Origin of the sequence: Aciduricibacillus chroicocephali, from assembly GCF_030762805.1 — a bacterium.
Classification (GTDB): Bacteria; Bacillota; Bacilli; order Bacillales; family Amphibacillaceae; genus Aciduricibacillus; species Aciduricibacillus chroicocephali.
The window spans coordinates 2,527,253-2,546,253 of sequence record NZ_CP129113.1 but is presented as its reverse complement, the minus strand read 5'-3'; the positions used below and the strand labels follow the sequence as shown (position 1 = coordinate 2,546,253).

Annotated in this window: 24 protein-coding genes and 2 riboswitches; of the genes, 20 read left to right on the top strand and 4 right to left on the bottom strand. The window is 45.9% G+C overall.

The window, feature by feature from the left end; genetic code table 11:
- Positions 1-226: 226 nt before the first annotated feature.
- Genes gvpT through gvpU form a run of 13 tightly spaced genes read left to right on the top strand, consistent with a single transcriptional unit; the run spans position 227 to position 6,969 of the window.
- Complete coding sequence (gene gvpT / locus QR721_RS13060) at positions 227-745, top strand: GvpT/GvpP family gas vesicle accessory protein (protein WP_348027694.1); 519 nt, start codon at positions 227-229, stop codon at positions 743-745.
- Positions 746-775: 30 nt separating this feature from the next.
- A complete protein-coding gene (gene gvpQ / locus QR721_RS13055; RefSeq protein ID WP_348027692.1) occupies positions 776-1,222 on the top strand; it encodes a gas vesicle protein GvpQ in 447 nt (148 codons plus the stop codon).
- Positions 1,223-1,248: 26 nt separating this feature from the next.
- Positions 1,249-1,509, top strand: coding sequence for a gas vesicle protein GvpJ (gene gvpJ, locus QR721_RS13050; RefSeq protein ID WP_348027690.1), 261 nt, complete (start codon positions 1,249-1,251; stop codon positions 1,507-1,509).
- Between the two features lie 39 nt (positions 1,510-1,548).
- Complete coding sequence (gene gvpO / locus QR721_RS13045; protein ID WP_348027688.1) at positions 1,549-1,815, top strand: gas vesicle protein GvpO; 267 nt, start codon at positions 1,549-1,551, stop codon at positions 1,813-1,815.
- A gap of 24 nt (positions 1,816-1,839) precedes the next feature.
- On the top strand, positions 1,840-2,784 hold the full coding sequence (gene gvpN / locus QR721_RS13040) for a gas vesicle protein GvpN (RefSeq protein WP_348027686.1): 945 nt from the start codon (positions 1,840-1,842) through the stop codon (positions 2,782-2,784).
- Positions 2,774-3,547: a GvpL/GvpF family gas vesicle protein gene (locus tag QR721_RS13035; RefSeq protein WP_348027684.1), complete on the top strand. Its 774-nt coding sequence runs from the start codon at positions 2,774-2,776 to the stop codon at positions 3,545-3,547. The genes gvpN and QR721_RS13035 overlap by 11 nt, the downstream gene beginning before the upstream one ends.
- A complete protein-coding gene (locus QR721_RS13030) occupies positions 3,544-3,798 on the top strand; it encodes a gas vesicle protein GvpG (RefSeq protein WP_348027682.1) in 255 nt (84 codons plus the stop codon). The genes QR721_RS13035 and QR721_RS13030 overlap by 4 nt, the downstream gene beginning before the upstream one ends.
- Before the next feature lie 12 nt (positions 3,799-3,810).
- Positions 3,811-4,617: a GvpL/GvpF family gas vesicle protein gene (locus QR721_RS13025; RefSeq protein ID WP_348027680.1), complete on the top strand. Its 807-nt coding sequence runs from the start codon at positions 3,811-3,813 to the stop codon at positions 4,615-4,617.
- 17 nt (positions 4,618-4,634) lie between these two features.
- Positions 4,635-4,904 carry a gas vesicle protein gene (locus tag QR721_RS13020; protein WP_348027678.1) on the top strand — a complete coding sequence of 90 codons (270 nt, stop codon included), beginning with the start codon at positions 4,635-4,637 and terminating at the stop codon, positions 4,902-4,904.
- Positions 4,876-5,160, top strand: a complete 285-nt coding sequence (locus QR721_RS13015) for a gas vesicle protein K (RefSeq protein ID WP_348027677.1) — start codon at positions 4,876-4,878, stop codon at positions 5,158-5,160. The genes QR721_RS13020 and QR721_RS13015 overlap by 29 nt, the downstream gene beginning before the upstream one ends.
- A gap of 25 nt (positions 5,161-5,185) precedes the next feature.
- Entirely contained in the window at positions 5,186-5,503 is a 318-nt protein-coding gene (locus QR721_RS13010; RefSeq protein ID WP_348027675.1) for a gas vesicle protein, read from the top strand.
- 27 nt (positions 5,504-5,530) lie between these two features.
- Positions 5,531-6,571, top strand: a complete 1,041-nt coding sequence (locus QR721_RS13005) for a midas domain-containing protein (RefSeq protein ID WP_348027673.1) — start codon at positions 5,531-5,533, stop codon at positions 6,569-6,571.
- An 8-nt stretch (positions 6,572-6,579) separates the two neighbouring features.
- Positions 6,580-6,969, top strand: coding sequence for a gas vesicle accessory protein GvpU (gene gvpU, locus QR721_RS13000; RefSeq protein WP_348027671.1), 390 nt, complete (start codon positions 6,580-6,582; stop codon positions 6,967-6,969).
- Between the two features lie 117 nt (positions 6,970-7,086).
- Here gvpU and QR721_RS12995 read toward each other — a convergent pair whose 3' ends face one another.
- A complete protein-coding gene (locus QR721_RS12995; RefSeq protein ID WP_348027669.1) occupies positions 7,087-8,814 on the bottom strand; it encodes a PLL family lectin in 1,728 nt (575 codons plus the stop codon).
- A gap of 161 nt (positions 8,815-8,975) precedes the next feature.
- Here QR721_RS12995 and trhA point away from each other — a divergent pair, with 161 nt between their 5' ends.
- The 5 genes from trhA (at position 8,976) to QR721_RS12970 (ending at position 13,653) form a co-directional block, all read left to right on the top strand.
- Complete coding sequence (trhA, locus tag QR721_RS12990) at positions 8,976-9,602, top strand: PAQR family membrane homeostasis protein TrhA (protein WP_431189504.1); 627 nt, start codon at positions 8,976-8,978, stop codon at positions 9,600-9,602.
- Positions 9,603-9,700: 98 nt separating this feature from the next.
- Positions 9,701-9,789: riboswitch (cyclic di-GMP riboswitch) on the top strand.
- A gap of 122 nt (positions 9,790-9,911) precedes the next feature.
- Positions 9,912-11,003: a glycosyl hydrolase gene (locus QR721_RS12985; protein WP_348027666.1), complete on the top strand. Its 1,092-nt coding sequence runs from the start codon at positions 9,912-9,914 to the stop codon at positions 11,001-11,003.
- A gap of 104 nt (positions 11,004-11,107) precedes the next feature.
- Positions 11,108-12,808 (top strand): DUF2334 domain-containing protein, encoded by a 1,701-nt coding sequence (locus tag QR721_RS12980; RefSeq protein ID WP_348027664.1) that lies wholly within the window; start codon positions 11,108-11,110, stop codon positions 12,806-12,808.
- 35 nt (positions 12,809-12,843) lie between these two features.
- A riboswitch (guanidine-I (ykkC/yxkD leader) is annotated at positions 12,844-12,941 on the top strand.
- A gap of 56 nt (positions 12,942-12,997) precedes the next feature.
- Positions 12,998-13,342: a DMT family transporter gene (locus tag QR721_RS12975; protein WP_348027662.1), complete on the top strand. Its 345-nt coding sequence runs from the start codon at positions 12,998-13,000 to the stop codon at positions 13,340-13,342.
- On the top strand, positions 13,342-13,653 hold the full coding sequence (locus QR721_RS12970; protein WP_348027660.1) for a DMT family transporter: 312 nt from the start codon (positions 13,342-13,344) through the stop codon (positions 13,651-13,653). Before QR721_RS12975 ends, QR721_RS12970 begins: the two co-directional genes overlap by 1 nt.
- A 41-nt stretch (positions 13,654-13,694) precedes the next feature.
- On the opposite strand, the gene QR721_RS12965 is transcribed toward QR721_RS12970, so the two are convergent.
- Both QR721_RS12965 and QR721_RS12960 read right to left on the bottom strand, forming a co-directional pair.
- Entirely contained in the window at positions 13,695-14,330 is a 636-nt protein-coding gene (locus QR721_RS12965) for a nitroreductase family protein (protein ID WP_348027658.1), read from the bottom strand.
- A 15-nt stretch (positions 14,331-14,345) separates the two neighbouring features.
- On the bottom strand, positions 14,346-15,083 hold the full coding sequence (locus tag QR721_RS12960; RefSeq protein ID WP_348027656.1) for an SDR family oxidoreductase: 738 nt from the start codon (positions 15,081-15,083) through the stop codon (positions 14,346-14,348).
- A gap of 135 nt (positions 15,084-15,218) precedes the next feature.
- Here QR721_RS12960 and QR721_RS12955 point away from each other — a divergent pair, with 135 nt between their 5' ends.
- Together QR721_RS12955 and QR721_RS12950 are read left to right on the top strand one after the other, a co-directional pair.
- Positions 15,219-16,175 carry an alpha/beta hydrolase gene (locus QR721_RS12955; RefSeq protein WP_348027654.1) on the top strand — a complete coding sequence of 319 codons (957 nt, stop codon included), beginning with the start codon at positions 15,219-15,221 and terminating at the stop codon, positions 16,173-16,175.
- Between the two features lie 123 nt (positions 16,176-16,298).
- Complete coding sequence (locus tag QR721_RS12950; RefSeq protein WP_348027652.1) at positions 16,299-17,309, top strand: LLM class flavin-dependent oxidoreductase; 1,011 nt, start codon at positions 16,299-16,301, stop codon at positions 17,307-17,309.
- Positions 17,310-17,360: 51 nt separating this feature from the next.
- On the opposite strand, the gene QR721_RS12945 is transcribed toward QR721_RS12950, so the two are convergent.
- Entirely contained in the window at positions 17,361-18,992 is a 1,632-nt protein-coding gene (locus tag QR721_RS12945; RefSeq protein WP_348027650.1) for an MFS transporter, read from the bottom strand.
- Positions 18,993-19,001: the final 9 nt, after the last annotated feature.

The window sequence follows — 19,001 nt, the reverse complement described above, 5'->3', positions numbered from 1 at the left end:
ATTGAAACAAATGTAATGAAACGTTAATACAAATTTTTGTGCATCCTTTAACTCCACTACTGGCAAGGGTTTCACTGTTACGAGAGCTGCAATATTTGCAGATTATGAGGGGTTGGGAATATTAACCTCGTTTTTAAAACCGGTTTTGACGGTATTACAACAATATCTTCGAAGGATGCGAAATCAGCGCTGTAGTCAAAAAAAGAATGAGGTGAATGGAACCGTTATGAACAATAGCAAACAAAATGATTCTAATAACATGAACGATGGACAGTCTAGTGATCAAACACAAAACAGTTCCGTCACGGACGGACTGCAGAACGGTGAGCAAAGCGCAAACAATAGCAATAATGAGAGCAAAGGCAATGGCAGCGCAATGAATCTGGCATTAGTTGGAGGACTTGTCGGTGCAGGTGCGGGACTGCTTGCAAAGCCGGAATTGGGCAAGAAGTTCATTGCAAGTCTTGGTGAATCTGAACTTGCTCGTGTTGCCGGGCAGGAATTCAGAAGGACAGCACAGGAACTGCTAGCGGGACAGGCTCAAGAGAGCTTCAAACATATGGCTACGGGCTATATCGATAAGCTGAGCAACAGTTTCGCCAATTTTGGCCAAGGCAAGTCAGGCCAAGGTCAGAATGAAGTGGATTCTGGAAAGTATGAAGAAATCAAGAAAGAGAACGAAGCCTTGAATGATCGGCTCGACCGCATTGAATCCATGCTAGATAAGCTTGCATCATCAAAGTAGAATCCCGCCTTCAATTGAGGAGGTGATCAGATGGAAAAAGAGCTAAAGAAAGCTGCTGGTAAAGCAGCTAAGAAAGTATGGGAACATACGCCAGAGCCTGTAAAAGACAAGGTGAAAGAAAAAGCGAAGGAAAAAATGGTCGAGGGCATTCGGAACAAAGGTGAGCAATTCGCCGAGAAGGCAACCGAAGCAGCAGATGAAGCCGGAGAAAAACTTCACGATAAAGCAAAAGATGCAAAAGAAAAGGCACAGGATGCCCTACTGACCGCTAAAGAAAAGCTCGGAAATGCAAAAGAAGCAGGGAAGGACCTGCAGGAACGGATTTCATCGAATCAAAAGGATGATAAAAAGTCTAGGAAACGCCGGATTAAAGGCGTCCAGGACATAAAATCAGCAAAAGACATTAAAGGTGCCTCATCGATCAAGGGTGCCGAGGACATCAAGTCCTCAAACGACATTAAGACGATGGGTTCTTGATTAAATTTGAAAGGAGCATGCAAAACATGGCTATTCAGAAGAGTACGGACAGTTCAAGTTTGGCAGAGGTAATCGATAGGATTCTTGATAAAGGGATTGTCATCGACGCCTTCGTAAGGGTTTCTGTTGTTGGTATCGAAATTCTTACCGTTGAGGCTCGTGTAGTTATTGCAAGTGTTGATACTTGGTTGCGCTATGCAGAGGCAGTCGGTTTGTTGAGTGATGAAGTGGAAGAAGACGGACTACCACAACAGCAGAATGAAAGAATGCCCGGTTTCAGTATCTAAATTGGAGACCTGACAGTCTTTCGTTGACAGGAGGCAACAATGGAAATCAGAGAAATCATAAGTAATACGAAAGATTTCTTCAATGAGTTCGTAGCACCTGTCCACAAAATCACTTCTGTGGAAGAAGCGGAGAACGGAGGCTGGGTGTTGACGGTCGAAGTCATCGAAGAGAAAGAGTATATGAAAAAGTATGCCAAAGATGAGATGCTCGGCATTTATGCCGTGCGTCTCAATGAGAATAAAGAGGTGGCATCTTATAGAAGAACTGATATCCGTTACAGAAGTGCCATCGGTCAGGAAGTATAAGGAAATGGCACGGGAGGCGGAATCGTGACGATATTGAAACAAGGACTGAAGAAGGCCGCAGACAGCGTTTCACAAGATGAGGAAATGGAAGATTTACTGGAGCGATCCCTTGAATATATGAAAGCAGGCTATCCGATTCATTTCACTGGCCCGTCAGGTGTAGGAAAAACATCTCTTGCGATTGCTCTTGCCAAGCGCAGAAAGAAACCAGTCATGCTGATCCATGGTAATCATGAGATGGGCAACAAGGACCTGATTGGTGACTTCACCGGCTACACGAGCAAGAAGCTCGTAGACAACTATGTCAGATCTGTTTACAAACGCGAAGAGAATGTGACGCAAAACTGGCGTGATGGTCGGTTGCTAGAGGCTGTTAAGCACGGATATACACTCGTTTATGACGAGTTTACCCGGTCAAGGGCAGAGACGAATAACATCTTTCTCTCAATACTTGAAGAAGGAATCCTGCCTTTGTACGAAACGAAGCAAACAGAGCCTTTCGTGCGAGTCCATCCGGAGTTTGCCGTAATTTTTACAAGCAATCCTGAAGAGTACGCCGGTGTATATAAAACACAGGACGCTCTCCTTGATAGGCTTGTGACTATTTTCATCGGTCATCGTAACGTTGAGCGCGAGGCGTCAATCATTAATGAGAAGGTCCCGGCATTGGCTGAAGAGGATGCGAACGCAATCGCAGAACTTACAGCGACCTTGCGTCAACAGTGCAAAGGAAGCAATGGACCGAGCATCCGCTCAGGACTGATGATTGCTAAGCTGGCAGCGAGACAGGATATTGCAATCGACGGTGAGGATGAACGTTTTAAACAACTTTGTCTCGATGTTCTTACAGACCCGATGAGCCGGTGCATTGAAGCGGATGAACCTTTACAAGCTGCAAGACAGCTAATTGAAGATACATGTATGAATATGAAAAAGGAAGAACAAAGGAGTGATGAGGATGAGCAGTGATGAGAAGATGGGAGTCTATATATTCTGCGGCATCCAAACAGATGACGAAGAGCAGGATTTCGGTTCCGTTGTGATCGAAGGAGAGGAGCGGAAGCTGTATACACTCCATTATAGGGACGCTGGAATCGTTGCTGCAGATGCGCCCGTGAAAATATATCGACCAAGCAAAGAAAACTTGCTGATGCACCAGAACGCCGTATCACTCGTCATGAAGAAGAATGATACCGTGATTCCGGTCAGCTTCGGTAATGTATTTCATTCAAAAGGGGATGCGGAAGTTCTTTTGGAAAATCTCTATCCCCAATTCAGCGAACTCTTCCCTGCAATCAAAGGTAAAGTGGAGCTCGGCCTGAAAGTCGTCGGCAAGAAAGACTGGCTAGAATCGCAAGTTTCAGGCAATGAGAAGATTGAGAAGATGGCTCAAGCTGTAAAAGGGAAGAGCGAAGCTGCGAGCTACTATGAACGCATTCAGCTCGGTGGAGCAGCTCAGAAAATTGTGTCCTCCTTGCAAAAGGATATAAAGCAGGAAATCTTCCAGCCACTCGGTGAAATTGCTGAAGCTTCGAGAGCGAATGATCCAATCGGTGAGAAAATGCTCCTTAACGCAGCTTTCCTCGTGGATAGAGATAAGGAAGCTGCTTTTGATGAAAAAGTGAATGAACTTCACGAACAGTGGAAGGACAAGGCAGAATTCAACTATAGCGGTCCGTGGGCAGCTTACAACTTTGTCAACATAAGGCTGAAAGTTGAAGAAGCCCAATGATCCACAAGCTCGTTTCCGCACCGATCAACCTCGTCATCAAAATTGGTGAAAAGGTAAAAGAAGAAGCGGACAAACAGCTATATGATCTGCCGACAATTCAGCAAAAGCTGATTCAGCTGCAAATGATGTATGAGCTCGGTGATATTTCAGAAGAGGCATATGAAGCGAAAGAAAATGAACTAATTGTGCGCTATGAGATCGCCAAGCAGATGGAGCTTGATCAGTGGGAAGAATTGACGAAGAAACGATAAGGATCTGATACGATGAATGACTTGATTTATCTATACGGACTTGTGCCAAAGAGTGAAATGGAGACAGGTTCTGTCAGCGATATGGCGGATTTCTCCGGTGACGGACATCTGCGCGCTTTCCCAATCGGAGATGCCGCTGCTATTGTCTGCACTCTCGATGGCAATGAATACTCGGAAGAAGTCATCAAGGAAAGAACGAGCAATGACATGGAATGGCTGCAGGAAAAGGCGTTTCATCATCATGAAACCGTACTTGAGCTTGCAAGGCGCTTTACGGTCATTCCGCTTAAGTTCTGCACCCTTTATAAAAGTGAAGACAGCTTAGTTTCTTCTATTGAGCCGGCTTCAGACAAACTGCGGGCGGCTTTTGAAAAGATTGCAGGAAATGAGGAATGGAACCTCAAAATCTACTGCAATGATACAGCACTGAAGCAGCAATTCAGTACGAGCAATCCAGCATTGGAAGAAAAGAAGGCTGCCATTAGCACTTTGCCAAAGGGAAGGCAGTTTTTCGAGAATAAGAAAATTGATAAATGGCTGGACGGAGAAATCGAGAAGGAGAAAGACAAGATGGGCGAAACAATCCATGAACAGCTTTCCAATCTCGCTTTAACCAGTCATGTGAAGAAAACGTGGAGCAAAGATGCGACAGGAAGACCTGATCCAATGACATGGAACAGCGTCTACCTTGTAAGCAAACGTGAAGTGGAAAGCTTCTTACAAAAGATTGAAGATTGCCAGAAGGATCTGGAAGCGGCCGGGTGGCAGCTTGAAGCGACAGGCCCTTGGCCGGCGTACCATTTTTCCAGCATCTCGTGAAATGAGGAAAGAGAAAAATGACATTAAGAGAAACAGTAGAAAACAAGGATATCGCGCTCATTGATATTCTGGATGTCATTCTGGACAAGGGTGTCGCAATCAAGGCGGATCTCGTCATCTCGATAGCAGGCGTTGATCTTGTCTACCTTGATTTGCGTGTGCTGATCTCCTCGGTCGAGTCACTCGTCCAAGCACAGCAAAATGGACGTAAAACCGTTTCGTCCGAGCAATTCGACATGGAGAAGGAGGCGCTATGTGATGCCACTGGACAATCATCCGAGCGGTAAAATCAATTTAGATCCAGATAATGCAGAGCACGGGCTTGCTCAGCTCGTTCTGACAGTTGTGGAACTGCTCAGACAGATTGTCGAGCGCCATGCGATCCGCCGTGTTGAAGGCGGCACTCTGACAGACGAACAGATTGAGAACCTCGGAGAAGCGCTGATGAATCTGGAAGAAAAGATGGAAGAGCTGAAAGAAGTTTTCGGCTTGGACGCAGAAGACCTGAATATCGATCTCGGTCCATTGGGAAGCTTGCTTTAACGGAATTGCCAAGGAGGAATACAACATGGCAGTGGAACACCCAATGCAGTCGAGCACGATTGTTGATGTTTTGGAGAAGATACTTGATAAGGGCGTTGTCATCGCTGGTGACATCACGGTCGGAATTGCCGATGTCGAACTGCTTACTATCAAAATCCGACTTATCGTCGCGTCTGTAGACAAGGCGAAGGAGATTGGAATGGACTGGTGGGAAAACGATCCATACCTTTCATCCAAAGCAGAAGACAGCAAAACAAAAGCGCTCGAAGAAGAAAATAAAATGTTACATGAAAGACTTGAAAAACTGGAACAGAATATGGCCGTACCTCGGCTTGAAAAATAATTATGGATAAAACAGGAGGATTTTAAAATGAGTGAAACACAAGTAAACAGTGCCAACGCAGTGAATGGAAATGAAGGTTCAAACAATGGTAAATCAAACGGTGAAATGGGAGGCTTGCGTCGTACGATTGCAGGTGGTTTGATCGGAACGACAGTTGGTTATCTCATGACACCTGAAGCTGGGAAGAAGTTGTTCAGCAATGTTGGTGGCTCGGCAATTGGGAGCAAAGGAGCAAGTCTTGGACAAGCTGTAAAAGACAACTCGAAAAAAGCCGCATCGAAGTTATTTGGAAAAGGCAACAAAGAATCAGATGATTCACAGAGTGGCAATAATGATGTGAATGACCGCCTTGATCGCCTGGAACAGATGATTACGCAACTTGCGAGTGGCAACCAGCCGTCAAATAAAGAAGACAATAACAAAGAAGACAATAACAAAGAAGGCAATAACAATGACGATAACAATCAGGATAGCTCAGACAAGGACGGATCTTATGTAGAAAGCCCAATTCATAGCAACAATAATAAGAAGAATAAAGATGAGCAAAAGAATGAATCTGCAAACGAAAACAGCGAGCAGAACAATGAATCGAATAACGATAAGGAACAAGATTCTTCTTCAGATAAAGAATATGAGTCTTTGAAAAAGGAAAATAAAGATTTGCAAGACCGTCTTGGTAAAATTGAAGGCCTGCTTTCCAAGATGACAGAGGACAAGCAGAGCAGAAAAGACGAAGAAAAAGACGACAGTGATAAAACTGAGAACAAAGCTGAAGAGTCCAATAAAGATAACAGCAACTCCAACGAGAAAGAATCGAACGAGAAAGAAAACGATAAGAACAATAACGACAAGAACAGTAATCAAAACAACCAGAACAATCAAAGCAACCAGAAGAACGACGAGAAGAACAAAAAAGAAGATGAGCAGAACAATAGCTCTAACGAAGAAAAGGATAAAGATAAATCCGGCAACAAATCAAAATCAGATGAAAAAAGCAAAAACTCCAAGTACCAGGCAAAAGAGGATGGCACATACTTGAGCCAGGACAACTTGAAGAAGGAGGCGTAAAGGCTCCGATGGCAACAGATACGATGAAGGATAATACGCTCGCATTTTTTGCGGAAGCGGTAAACCGGAATGACTTTACCCTTGATATTACACTCAATGTAAAAGGAGCCGTCATCACAGGAACGATGGTGTCAGCTGGGAAATACTTTGAATCGCTGAGCGAAACATTTGAAGGCAGTGGTGATGTTGCCGAGGCTTTAAGCGAGCAACTGGCACATGCTGGAGAGAATGCTCAGTCCACAAATGGCGGCTCCCCCAGCTTTATACATTTGGAAGGCGCAAAAGTATATTGTGGGGATGCAAGACCGACCCCGTCACAGGGAGACATATTGTGGCGCGGCAAGTTAAGTGAAGTAGATGGTTTCTTTCTTGGGAAAATTCATGACAATGAAGACTAAAACTACATCAGAATATGATCAGAAGCAGTCTTTTTGCCGAAAAGACTGCTTCTTTTTGATATTAGGCCAAATGCAAACTAAAAGAACCCTGGGCATACCGCGCAGGGTTCTTTTGATTCATCGGCCTTGGTACGTATGAATAAGGCTGTTATTCTGACCGCGTGCAAAGACATCGATTCGGTTGGCGCTCCATGAGACCGCAGCAGGGGCTGAAGTAATTGGTCCGCGCAATGTTTCCCAACCGGTCCAGCGTGAACCATTCCACATGCGGTGAAGCAATTCATTATTTCGTCCACGAGCAAATACATCAATCTCATTAGGACGTCTTGAGGAAGCGGCCGGTGCACTGTGAATATTCCCGCCAAGATTCGTCCAGTTGCTCCAACGAGATCCGTTCCAGTGACGGTGAAGCAATCCATTATTCTGAGCCCGCGCGAATACATCGATTCGGTTTGGACCCCATGAGATGGCTGCAGGTTCGGAATTCAGATTGCCGCCGAGATCTTCCCAATCTTCCCATCGCGAACCGTTCCAAGTTTTCTTGTACAACCGATTATTGCTTCCACGAACGAAGACATCGAGCTGATTTTCACGTCTTGTAGATACTGTCGGCCCGCTTGTCAGGACACCGCCGAGATTTTCCCATCCACTCCATCGCGAGCCGTCCCACCACTTGTGATAAAGGGCGTTGTCTGTACCTCTCCCGAAGACGTCAATCCGGTTAGTCCCCCATGATACTGCAGATGGTGCGCTCGAGAGGACACCGCCAAGGTTTTCCCATCCGCTCCATCGTGAGCCATCCCACCATTTGTGATAAAGGGCATTATCGGTTCCGCGTCCAAACACATCAAGGCGATTCGCGCTCCAAGAGGAGACCGTTGGTGCACTCGAGAGGACACCGCCAAGATCTTCCCAACGTGACCACCCTCTGCCTGGCTGCTCAGGACGACCCGGAGCGCCAGCACCACCTCCATGAATGGAGTCCAATGTAATCTGAATGACACGTGTCATTGTACGGTCAATTACATCTTGGGGTACCTTATACTGTTGGAACATCATATTGAACCAAGGCATTTCCCTTTTGAAACGACGGTAGATCTGGGCAGCATTTTGACTTTTCTCACGCTGATCAATCGTATAGTTGATCATGAAGAAGAAAACGTAGTCAATAAGCTGATCATGCATACCGTAATGACGGAGTGTCGTATACAAATCGGAATGGCTCTGCTTAATATTACGCAAAATGGCCTGGGCGTCCGGTCTCTGGCGCAGAGCTTCTTCTATAAAGGCTTGGTCTTCGGCATCCTGCTGGCTTTCAGAATGATCCCGTTCCTTATTGTTTTCTGGATATGCTGAAACTTCTGCACCTGCATTATTGCTATCCTCACCTCTAAATGAGTCTAAGGATGGTTCTGCAGGTGGATAAGCTGATTGGTGAGGATATGCCGGCACATCATACCAATTCGCAAAACCTTCACGCGGCTCTTGCGACGGGTAGGACTGCTCGTTCTGCTGATAGCCGTTCAAAGCACTTGGACTGATCGGGTTGAAGCGATTTTGGCTGTTCAGATGATTGCTCGCCGGCTCTGCATATGGATAGATACCGGGAGCCGATTGTGGAGCGGGGATTGGGTAGCCACCCGGATTATAGGATTGGGCCGACTGTTGGAACAAAGCTCGCGGCTGAATCTGCTGTTGTTGCGGGAAGCCCGTATATTGCAGGCTCTGCTGCTGTGAGAATCCAACGCTCCTCTGCCCCTGATGCTGGTCGAATCTCGGATTTCCTGGCTGACCATATGGCCCAGGAATGAATTGCTGTTGATCCTCAGGATACCTGTTGTACATGTATATGATTCCTCCTCTTCTCAGAACAGCATATGCACAATTGGGCAAAACGGAACCGGAATTTTCCTATGTGAAAATGGACAAACTTCCACTATAAGCTTTTCCTTGATACACTGTATAAGAAAGATGAATGGAGGGAATCCAATTTGGAGAACACCCCTATGTATTCCAAACAGGAAGAAATCGCAAACGCCGTCATCCATGGGATCGGCACATTGCTTAGCATTGCTGCACTATCGGTACTTGTCGCTTTTGCCTCTGTACATGGTTCGGCCTGGCATATTACGAGCTTTGCCATTTTTGGCGGAACGATGATTTTGCTTTATGCTTGCTCGACAATTGTGCACAGTATACCGGCTGGCCGAGCAAAGGATGTATTCGAAATCCTCGACCATTCCGCTATATACATTTTCATTGCTGGAACATATACACCGTTTCTGCTCATCTCCCTTAAAGGTGCATTCGGCTGGTCGTTATTCGGAGTCATCTGGAGCTTAGCCATTGCAGGAACCATTTTTAAAATACATTTCGTCAAGCGCTTCATGCATTTGTCTACATTGCTCTACTTGGCAATGGGCTGGCTCATTTTACTAGCATGGGGGCCACTCGTCGCCAATGTGCCTGAACATGGCCTTACATTTCTTGTGATTGGCGGTGTGCTCTATTCCGTCGGTGCCATTTTCTTCGTATGGCGCGGTTTCCGCTATCACCACGCAATCTGGCATCTGTTCGTGCTTGCTGGATCTGTCATGCATTTCTTCGCAGTGCTGACATTGCTGAACAGCTAGGCGTTGAAAAACGATATATAAAATGGCGAAAAAATCTCACGAAATTTGTGAATTTGGTACTATTCAGTCCGTTTCAAATGCAGTATAATATGTTCAACTACTATATAGGGCAAACTTGCTGAAAGGCAAGGACGCAAAGCCATGGGTCTAAGGCGGTTTATACCGCTATGATTGCCAGGTTGCGGATTCCGGAATGTGCTTCTGGATCGATTGCCCTTTTCTGTTCGTCTGGAAAAGGGCATTTTCGTTTTCTCTGAGGGACATCCTCTGAATCTGGTGACGAGTTCAACTGATGAGGAGGAATCCCTAATGAGAAAGTTATTCGCTTCCCTGTTGGCTGCCACCCTGCTTTTGCAAGCTGCACCAGTCATGGCTCAAAAGGACATGACATCTGCTACGGAACGTTTCATTGCGAACCATATGCAGAATCCAAATGGAACACTTGCTACATATCTTATTGATCGACCTTCGACTGATCCGACATATGTTGCCGGACACGAAGCACTTTCTGAATCACTCGGTTTGGAAATGGTCTACTTGTTCGAGAAAAAAGATGCCATCGCTTTCCAGAAACAGTATGACATTTTGAAGCAGTATTATCTTGCACCAAATGGACTTGTTCGCTGGAAACTGAACGCCGATGGAACGAGTAGTGTAACGACGAATGCGCTCATCGATGATTGGCGAATCATGACTGTCTTGTTCAAAGCTGGTGAATATTTCGGCAATGCTGCATATACTGAGACAGCTAAGCAGATGGCCAAGGCACTCGCTGAGAAAAACATGAGAAACGGCTATTTCACTGATTTCCATGATTCTCAATATAATATTTCCAATAACACACTCAGCCTCTTCTATATTGATCCGGAGGCTTTGCAATATATGCTCAAGTACAATGTAATCAGCAAGAAGACATTAAACCGTACAATTGGTGTATTGAATTCAGTGCCAAGTGATGGCGTCTTCTTTGCGAAGAATTTCAATGTAGATACAGCAACGTATCAAAACGATGCACAAGTTCATATGATTGAACAAATCTATATTGCGCACTTCCGAAAACTAAATGGGAAGAATTCTCCTGGTTTCTATGATTTTGTGAAGCAGGAATTCAACCGGAACGGCCGATTGTACGGTCAATATGATCGTGCTTCACGCCAGCCGGCAGTCAATTTTGAGTCTAATGCTGTTTATGGCATGCTCATTCAGTATGCGCTCGAAATGAATGATCCCGATTTTGCAAGACGGGTATATGACCGTATGCATGAATATGAAGTCAGCGATCCGCAAAGCCCGTACTATGGAGGCTATGTCGTCGAGACACCGGATGGCAGTGACACGCATATCTTTGATAATTTGTTTCCTCTCCTTGCCAAGCAACAATTGGAACGTTTGGCAAATTAATATAGGGATGTACACCCCTTAAATAGAGAAATCCACGTCGCCATTGTGCTTCGTGGATATTTTTTTGTTTACGTTTCCCTTTTTTGCCGACAGAGAATGATATAATGGCTGAATCATATTTGGAGTTGGTGATCACTGTGAAACGGATTGTCACTTTCCTGCTATTAATAGTAATCGTGGCGGGTTCTATTCCGGTTCAGGCAGCAAAAGTTGGAACAGAAGGTAGCCGGGTTCTTATCGTCTATTCGCCAAAGCAGGAAGAAGATCTTGGACAGGCTCGGATGATGGATAGTCTTGCCGGACATTTTTCAAACGATATAAAAATTATAGAAGATCAAGATTGGCGTTCGATTAATCCGAAAGATTTCACCCAAATAATTTATATGGGACTTGAAGAAAAGCAGCTCCCAGGCAAGTTAGTGTCAGATATCAAATTATTTAAGGGCACTGTCTATGCATTCGGGAGGAATAGCGAGCAGTTCGGAAAACGATTCAGCTTTGTCAAAAGGACGGGTGGTGTGCTCGTCAATAAACTGAAGCTGACATCAAATGGCTTTGAAATGCAGACCGCAGAGGAGCGTCTTGCTTCCATTGTTACACCATCTGCCAAATCGAAAGTTCTTGTTAGCGGAATGAATGGGAGTACAGCCGAATATCCGCTTGTCATCCAAAATGGTAACGATTTTTACTGTGGATTGGAATCACTTTTCAATCCGAGCGGTTATTTTGTCGGTGAATCGTTGTTTAGCTTCTTTGGCCAGAAGCCGACAGGGAAACACCCGATGTATTTGCGCCTGGAAGATGTACATCCCAAAGCTGATGCCGGTGAATTGATGAAGATGGCGAAGTACCTGGATAAACGGAGAATCCCATATATTGTTTCGCTCATTCCAGTGTATGTTGATCCGCAGACACATAAGGAAACGCATCTCAAAGATGTTCCAAAACTTGTCCGGACACTGCGTTATATGCAAGGGCACGGTGGGAGCATCGTGTTGCACGGCTACAGGCATCAGTATCGCCATCAGGGAACAGGAGAAGGATTCGAATTCTGGGATGTGGACTATGACAGACCGGTTTATCAGGACAATGATGAAAAACCGAAGACGCGTAAGGACTTCAAGTCAGGAGAAGCCTATAAAAGTTTTGTTCAAAATGGCAAAGCGTTTGAAAGGAAATATATTAAATCGGCAGTCGAAAACGGCGTAGAGGAACTTGCTGCCCATAAGCTGTATCCGCTAGCTTTTGAAGCACCGCATTATGCGATGTCCGAGGCGGGTTATCAGATACTTTCCGAGCATTTCAGCACATATGTCGGCCAGGTTCAGCTGACGAATCATACGTGGGAAGGCGAGTATTCTGCAATTTACACCTCTGCCCCGAGCTTTCTCAATGGTATGAAACTATATCCCGAGACAATTGGTTATGTGAGCGGTGATGAGCCAAATTCTATTGCCGAGATGAAAGAGAAAGCTATGAACGCAACCCACTTCTCAGATTCAGCAATTGCTGGATTCTATCATCCGTATCTTGGCTTTGAAAAATTGAAGGAATTGGTCACAGCTCTTGAAGGGGTACCCAATGCTGAATGGTTTGATTTGAAGGCAGAGGATAATCGCACTAACGTGGGACAAATCCGAATCCAAACCTCAGAGGGGAAAGTGGATGTGGAGAAAAACTCCGTCACTAGTAAATATGAGCGTCAAATGATGATCTCCAGATGGATCCCAAAAATAATTGTAATCATTTCAGCGGTGATTCTGTTTGTTTTACTAATAGTAAGACGTCGACGAAAGCAGTTGTAATCGGGATTGTTTATTGTATAATGAATTTAATTGCATAGGAAGTTTTCTAGGGTTCCGCAGCTGATGCTGGACTGGTCCGAGAGAAAACGCACAGCGTATTGCTGTGACACGGAAGGATAAAAGCCTGGGAGATTGCTGTTGATTAACAGCTGTCTCTTGGGCTTTTTCCCATGGAAGGAGAAGATTGAAATGCGGGCACAGTGGCTCAGTGTATTTATCGCCGCTTTCTTTGAAATCGGTTGGGTTGTCGGCTTGAAGCATGCGTCGACTGTATTGGAGTGGACAGGTACCATCATTGCAATTATCGTCAGTTTTTATTTGCTAATACAGGCTGGAAGCAAGCTGCCGGTTGGGACGGTTTATGCTGTTTTTACTGGGTTAGGCACAGCAGGTACGGTCTTGAGCGGTATTCTGTTCTTTGGTGAGCCGGTGAAAGTGGAAAAGCTGATTCTTATCGGTGTGTTGCTGATTGGTGTCATCGGGCTGAAGACGTTAACCGGAAAGCCTTCTGAACAGAAAGGAGCTGAGAGCTAATGGCTTGGCTGGCGCTTGTTTTTGCTGGATTGTTGGAGATGACAGGAGTCTTCATGATTGGGCAGTGGCACAGGGATAGGAGATGGCGTACTTTCGCTTTTCTCATTGCAAGCTTCGGCCTCAGTTTCCTCCTTCTTTCGGTAGCAATGGAGTCGCTCTCGATGGGTACGGCGTATGCTGTGTGGACAGGAATTGGAGCTTCAGGAGGAGCAGTTCTTGGCATGATATTCTTCAGTGAATCACGCGATTGGCGCCGTATGCTGTTCATCGTGATGATTCTTGGTGCTGCAATTGGCTTAAAGCTGATTTAACAGAAAAAAGTCCGGTTCTTATAAGAGCCGGACTTTTTTTGTTACTGCCATTCGGTAATCTGTTCAACAGGCAGGCGGTAGGATTGGTGGCCTTCCTTATTGGACTTGCCAATTGAGAGCAACATGACAGGAACATAACGTTCTGCATCAAGTCCAAGTGCATCTGCGACCTGATCTTTTTCAAAGCCGCCGATCGGGTTCGTATCATAACCGTGTGCGCGAGCTGTAAGCATAATTTGCATTGCAACAAGTCCACCGTCGATGAGAACGACATCTTTCATCTTATCGCGTGGAATACTTTCATAATATGGTGTGTAAGCTTGGAAGATATCATCTTTCACTTCTTGTGGCATATAGCCGAGCTCAACAGCCTTGCTATATATTTCTTCTCCCTTTTCGAAGTTTTTTAAGTCTCCGAAAATGGCGATCATTGCAGCTGAAGTAGCGAGCTGATTCTGGTTAAAGCGGACGAGCGGCTTCAGCTTTGCTTTTGCTTCATCGCTTTCCACAATGACGAAGCGCCATGGCTGCATGTTTACAGATGATGGAGCACGTGTAGCGGTCTCCAGAATTTCTGTCATTTCTTCGCGGCTGATTTTGACTGATGTATCATAGTCTTTTACAGAGCGACGGCCTTTCAGTATATGGTTGAAGTCATTTGTTTTTTGATAGCTCATGTTGTTGGACCCCTTTTATGGTTTTTGGCGGGTTGGACGGATGACGATTTCATTCACATCAACAGAATTCGGCTGTTCAACCGCATAGGCGATTGCATTTGCGATATCCTCTGACTCAAGCGGGATATCGATATTGCGCTTTTTGAACAGATCCATCGCATCATCGTCGGTAATGAAGTCGGTAAGCTCAGTTGCGACGACACCAGGAGAAATGATAGTTACTCTAATATCATGTTCCGGATTCAATTCTTGACGCAATCCTTCTGTAATGGCACGGACAGCGAATTTTGTACCGCTGTACACAGCTGTGCTTGGGCGAACAGTATGGCCTGCGACAGACGCAACATTGATGATATGACCTGATTCACGGGCCTCCATATGTGGCAGAACAGCACCAATTCCATAGAGGACCCCTTTAATATTGACGTCAATCATGCGATCCCATTCGTCGACTTTTTTCTTTCTTAAATAAGAAAGCGGCATAAGGCCGGCATTGTTGATAAGAATATCAATCTGGCCGAAGAGTTCGATTGTTTTCTCGGCGAGCTTTTCCATATCGGCAACTTTTGTGACATCAGTGATGAGGTACTCTGCTTTCCCACCGGCTGATTCAATTTCTTTTTTGAGCTCAATCAGACGTTCTTCACGTCTTGCGGCAAGCATGATGTTCATCCCTTTTGCAGCGAGCTTCTTCGCGGCAGCCTGTCCGATACCGCTGCTCGCGCCGGTAATGATTGCTGTTTTTGTACTCATGAAGAACACTCCTTTATATATATCAACACTGTGGATAAATCAGTTACAATAGTTTTTGTATTGCTCGTATTACAATACGCCCGTTCGAAATGGTTGTAAAATAATTGAACCTGAGCTTGAAGGATGTGGATAAGTTTGCGCAAACATTGGAAGAAAATTGTTGTAGCAGTTGCAGGTGTACTTGTCGTCGCAGATATCGGGGCCGGCATATTTTTCTATAATCTTGCTATTAAACGCGGGCCAAAAGATTTCCTGGAGGGAAACAGTGATCTGGAAGTTTCCCAGGAGACGATGGATGAGCTGCTTGAAGGTAAATGGCGTCAGTGGGTAAGAGGGCAGGATTTCGAGGAATTGTCGATGAAATCACGTGATGGAATTGAGCTTCGCGGCTACTATCTTGCGGCCAAAAAGCCAACGGACAAACTTGTCATTCTTACACATGGCTATTTGGGCCATGCCAAGCAGATGGGGCTTTATGGCCAATATTATCATGACGTGCTTGGCTATAATATTTTCATGCCGGATGCACGTGGTCATGGGGACAGTGCTGGCGACTATTACGGGTTCGGATGGCCGGACAGATTGGATTTGATTGACTGGACGAAGAAGTTGCTGGAACGGGATGGAGCGGATACAAAAGTCGTATATCATGGGCTCTCAATGGGCGCGGCGACTGTGCTCATGGCAAGTGGGGAGAAAGATTTGCCTAAGGCTGTGAAAGCGATTATCGCCGATAGTCCGTATACAGATGTGTACAATTTATTTGCTTACCAAATGAAACGGATGTATCATCTGCCAGCATTCCCGGTACTTGACACGACGAGTGTGGTGACAAATATGCGTGCAGGGTATCGGCTGCGCGAGGCGAGCGCATTGAAGGAAGTTGAGCGCAGCGATGTGCCGATGCTGATCATCCACGGGAAAGCGGATACTTTCGTGCCAACACGGATGGCGCAGGAACTGCAAGACCACGCGGGAGGCAAAGCCGAGTTGATGCTGATTGATGACGCGAATCACGGAGAAGGTTACGTGAAGGAGAAGGCACGGTATCAAAAGCGGTTGGAGAAGTTTTTACGCGAGAATGTACAGTAGAAAGGACTTTTGAGGAGAGTAGCGCAGCGTTGTGTTCGCGGGACGAAAGGTGAACGAGTGTTGAGCCGGAACCGGGGTGTTTTTTCTCTCCTTTGCTAAAATGGAGCTATGGAGGGATGATTCATGTCCGATTTGAAACTCTCGGTTCTCGACTTGGCAACAATATATAATGGCAACTCTGTAACCGAGACCTTGCGTATGTCGACGAAGCTTGCTCAGCTCGCTGACCGTCTTGGCTATACACGCTATTGGTTCGCGGAACATCATAACTCAAAGCACCAGGCAAGCTCGGCTCCCGAAGTGCTCATCGCCCATACGGCAGCACTGACGGAACGAATTCGAGTTGGGTCTGGAGGGGTCATGATACCGAATCATAGTGCACTCAAGGTTGCGGAGAATTTTTCTCTTCTCGAAGGCTTGCATCCTGGACGCATTGACCTCGGAATTGGCCGTGCTCCGGGTACAGATGGACGTACAGCAATTGCGTTAAGGCGTTCGCGGGAAGGTGCGAGTACGAGTGAGGTATCGCGGCAATTGGATGATCTGATTTCCTATTTCACACGTGAATTCCCGGAAAAACATCCGTTTCGCAATATTATCCCGTCTCCGGATCCCTCTCTTGTTCCGGAGCTGTTCATGCTTGGCTCAAGTGATGGTGGGATGAAAATTGCCTCTCAACTCGGGTGGGGCTATGCATTCGCAGCCCAAATCAATCCGCAGTGGGCGGTTCAGATCTTGCGAGGATATCGGAATAACTTCCGTCCTTCAAGATTCCGCTCCGAACCTTACAGCATCATGTCAATTATCGTAATTTGTGCCGACACAGACGAGGAAGCAGAATATCTTGCCGGCCCAGCGAGATTACAATGGGCCCGCTGGAACTCCGGACAATTTCAATATGCCCCACCGACCCTTGAAGAGGCTGCGAATCATGTATTCTCCGTAGAAGAACGTATTGCTGATGAACATGGCAAAGAACGTTTTGTCATCGGGAAACCAGAAACAGTAAAAGCACGCCTTCAGGAATTGGCAGAGAAAGCTTTTCTTGATGAAATCATGATTTTGAACATGATTCCGGACGAGCAGGCGCGACATCGTTCACTGGAACTGCTGGCAAAAGAGTTCGGTTTATAGAGAGTTATATATAGTAAAGGCCGTATTCCTTAGCAAGGAATACGGCCTTTTTTAATGTTTCATATCTTTTTTTCGAATTAGGAACAGTGAAGCAACTGCTCCAATTGCCAAAATAATTGCGGCAATCTTAATAATATCAGATGTTCCGCTAATGAAAGCTCCGTGGGAAATCTCCTGGATTTTCGGGAAGAGCGGACTATGTGTAAAGCCGTCTGCAGCACCTGATGAAGCACCGTTTCCTTTTAGACCGGTACTACCTGCAATCGGTCCAGCTTCACTGATGCCGTGCGTCATTTTTTCCTTAATCGTATCTGAAAGCCCGCGGACATGCAGCCCATTGATTTTCTCTTTAACAATGGCAGTGTAGCGATTTGCAAGAATGGCACCAAAGAATGCGGTACCGAACGCGATACCGATTTGGCGACATACGCTGTTCACGCCGGATGCCATACCGGAGCGGCGTGGTTCAACGGTGCCGACTGCCAAATTGGAAATTGGCGGGTTGATGAGTCCATTCCCAATCCCTGCAAGGATAAAGCCGGGTACGAGTACGAGCCAGTCACCAGGCTTGTCCCCTGGGGATATGCCGGACATCGTCCAGACGCCGACCGCGAGAAAAGCTAGGGATATGAATACGAGCCATTTTGGTTGTCCTTTTGACATAAGAATGCCCGCGACAGGACTTAGAAGGAAGGAAATTGCCGAGAAAATGACAAGTCTGAACCCGGCTTCTGATGCTTCGAATCCAAGTGAATTCTGCAAGTATAAGGACAAATAGAAAAGCAGAGCATACATACCGGCTGAAAGGGTGAATCCCGCAATCGCAGCACCTGTAAAACTAGGAATCTTGAACAGGCGCGGATCTATCATCGGATTTTCCATGCGTAATTCAACAAGAATGAAAATGATAAGCAAGACTACTGCTCCACCAAGCAAACCGAGAATTTGCGTTGAAGTCCAGCTGAGGTTCGCTTGGTTTACCCGAATTAGTCCAAAGATTAGACAGAACATGAATCCAGTGAACAGAATAAGTCCTGTCATATCAATGTGGCGGTGAGCAGACTCATCTCTTGATTGGTTAATTGCCCAAATAGAGAGAAGAATACCGATAATGCCAATTGGTATATTGAGAAAGAAAATCGACTGCCAGTTGACGTAATCGACAAGATAACCGCCAACGAGCGGGCCGATTGCTGTGGCAAACCCACTGATGCCTCCCCAGATTCCAAAAGCAAGTCCACGCTGTTTCCCAGTAAATGTGTCAGAAATGATGGCGAGGGAAAGTGGCATCATGGCAGAAGCGCCAAGACCTTGTACACCGCGCGAAACATTCAATGTTTGGATGTGAGAGAGTGACCCATATGTGAAGTGGGCGGAAAGGGCACAAAGCAATGAACCGATTGTGAAGATGCCGAGCCCAATTATGAATATCGTTTTCCGTCCGTATATATCACCAAGGCGGCTTGCGGTCACAAGTGCAACGGCAAAGATAAGTGTATAGGCACTGATCACCCATTCCAAACTTGAGAAATCAGTGTTCAAATCGGACTGGATGGCAGGGAGTGCGACATTGACAATCGTTACGTCAAGCAATGCCATGAATAGTCCGAAGCAGACAGCAATAAGCGCCCACCATTTGCGTTTCGTTTTTGTGTTTTCCTGAGATGCAGCTTGTGGTGGCATAGGTTCACT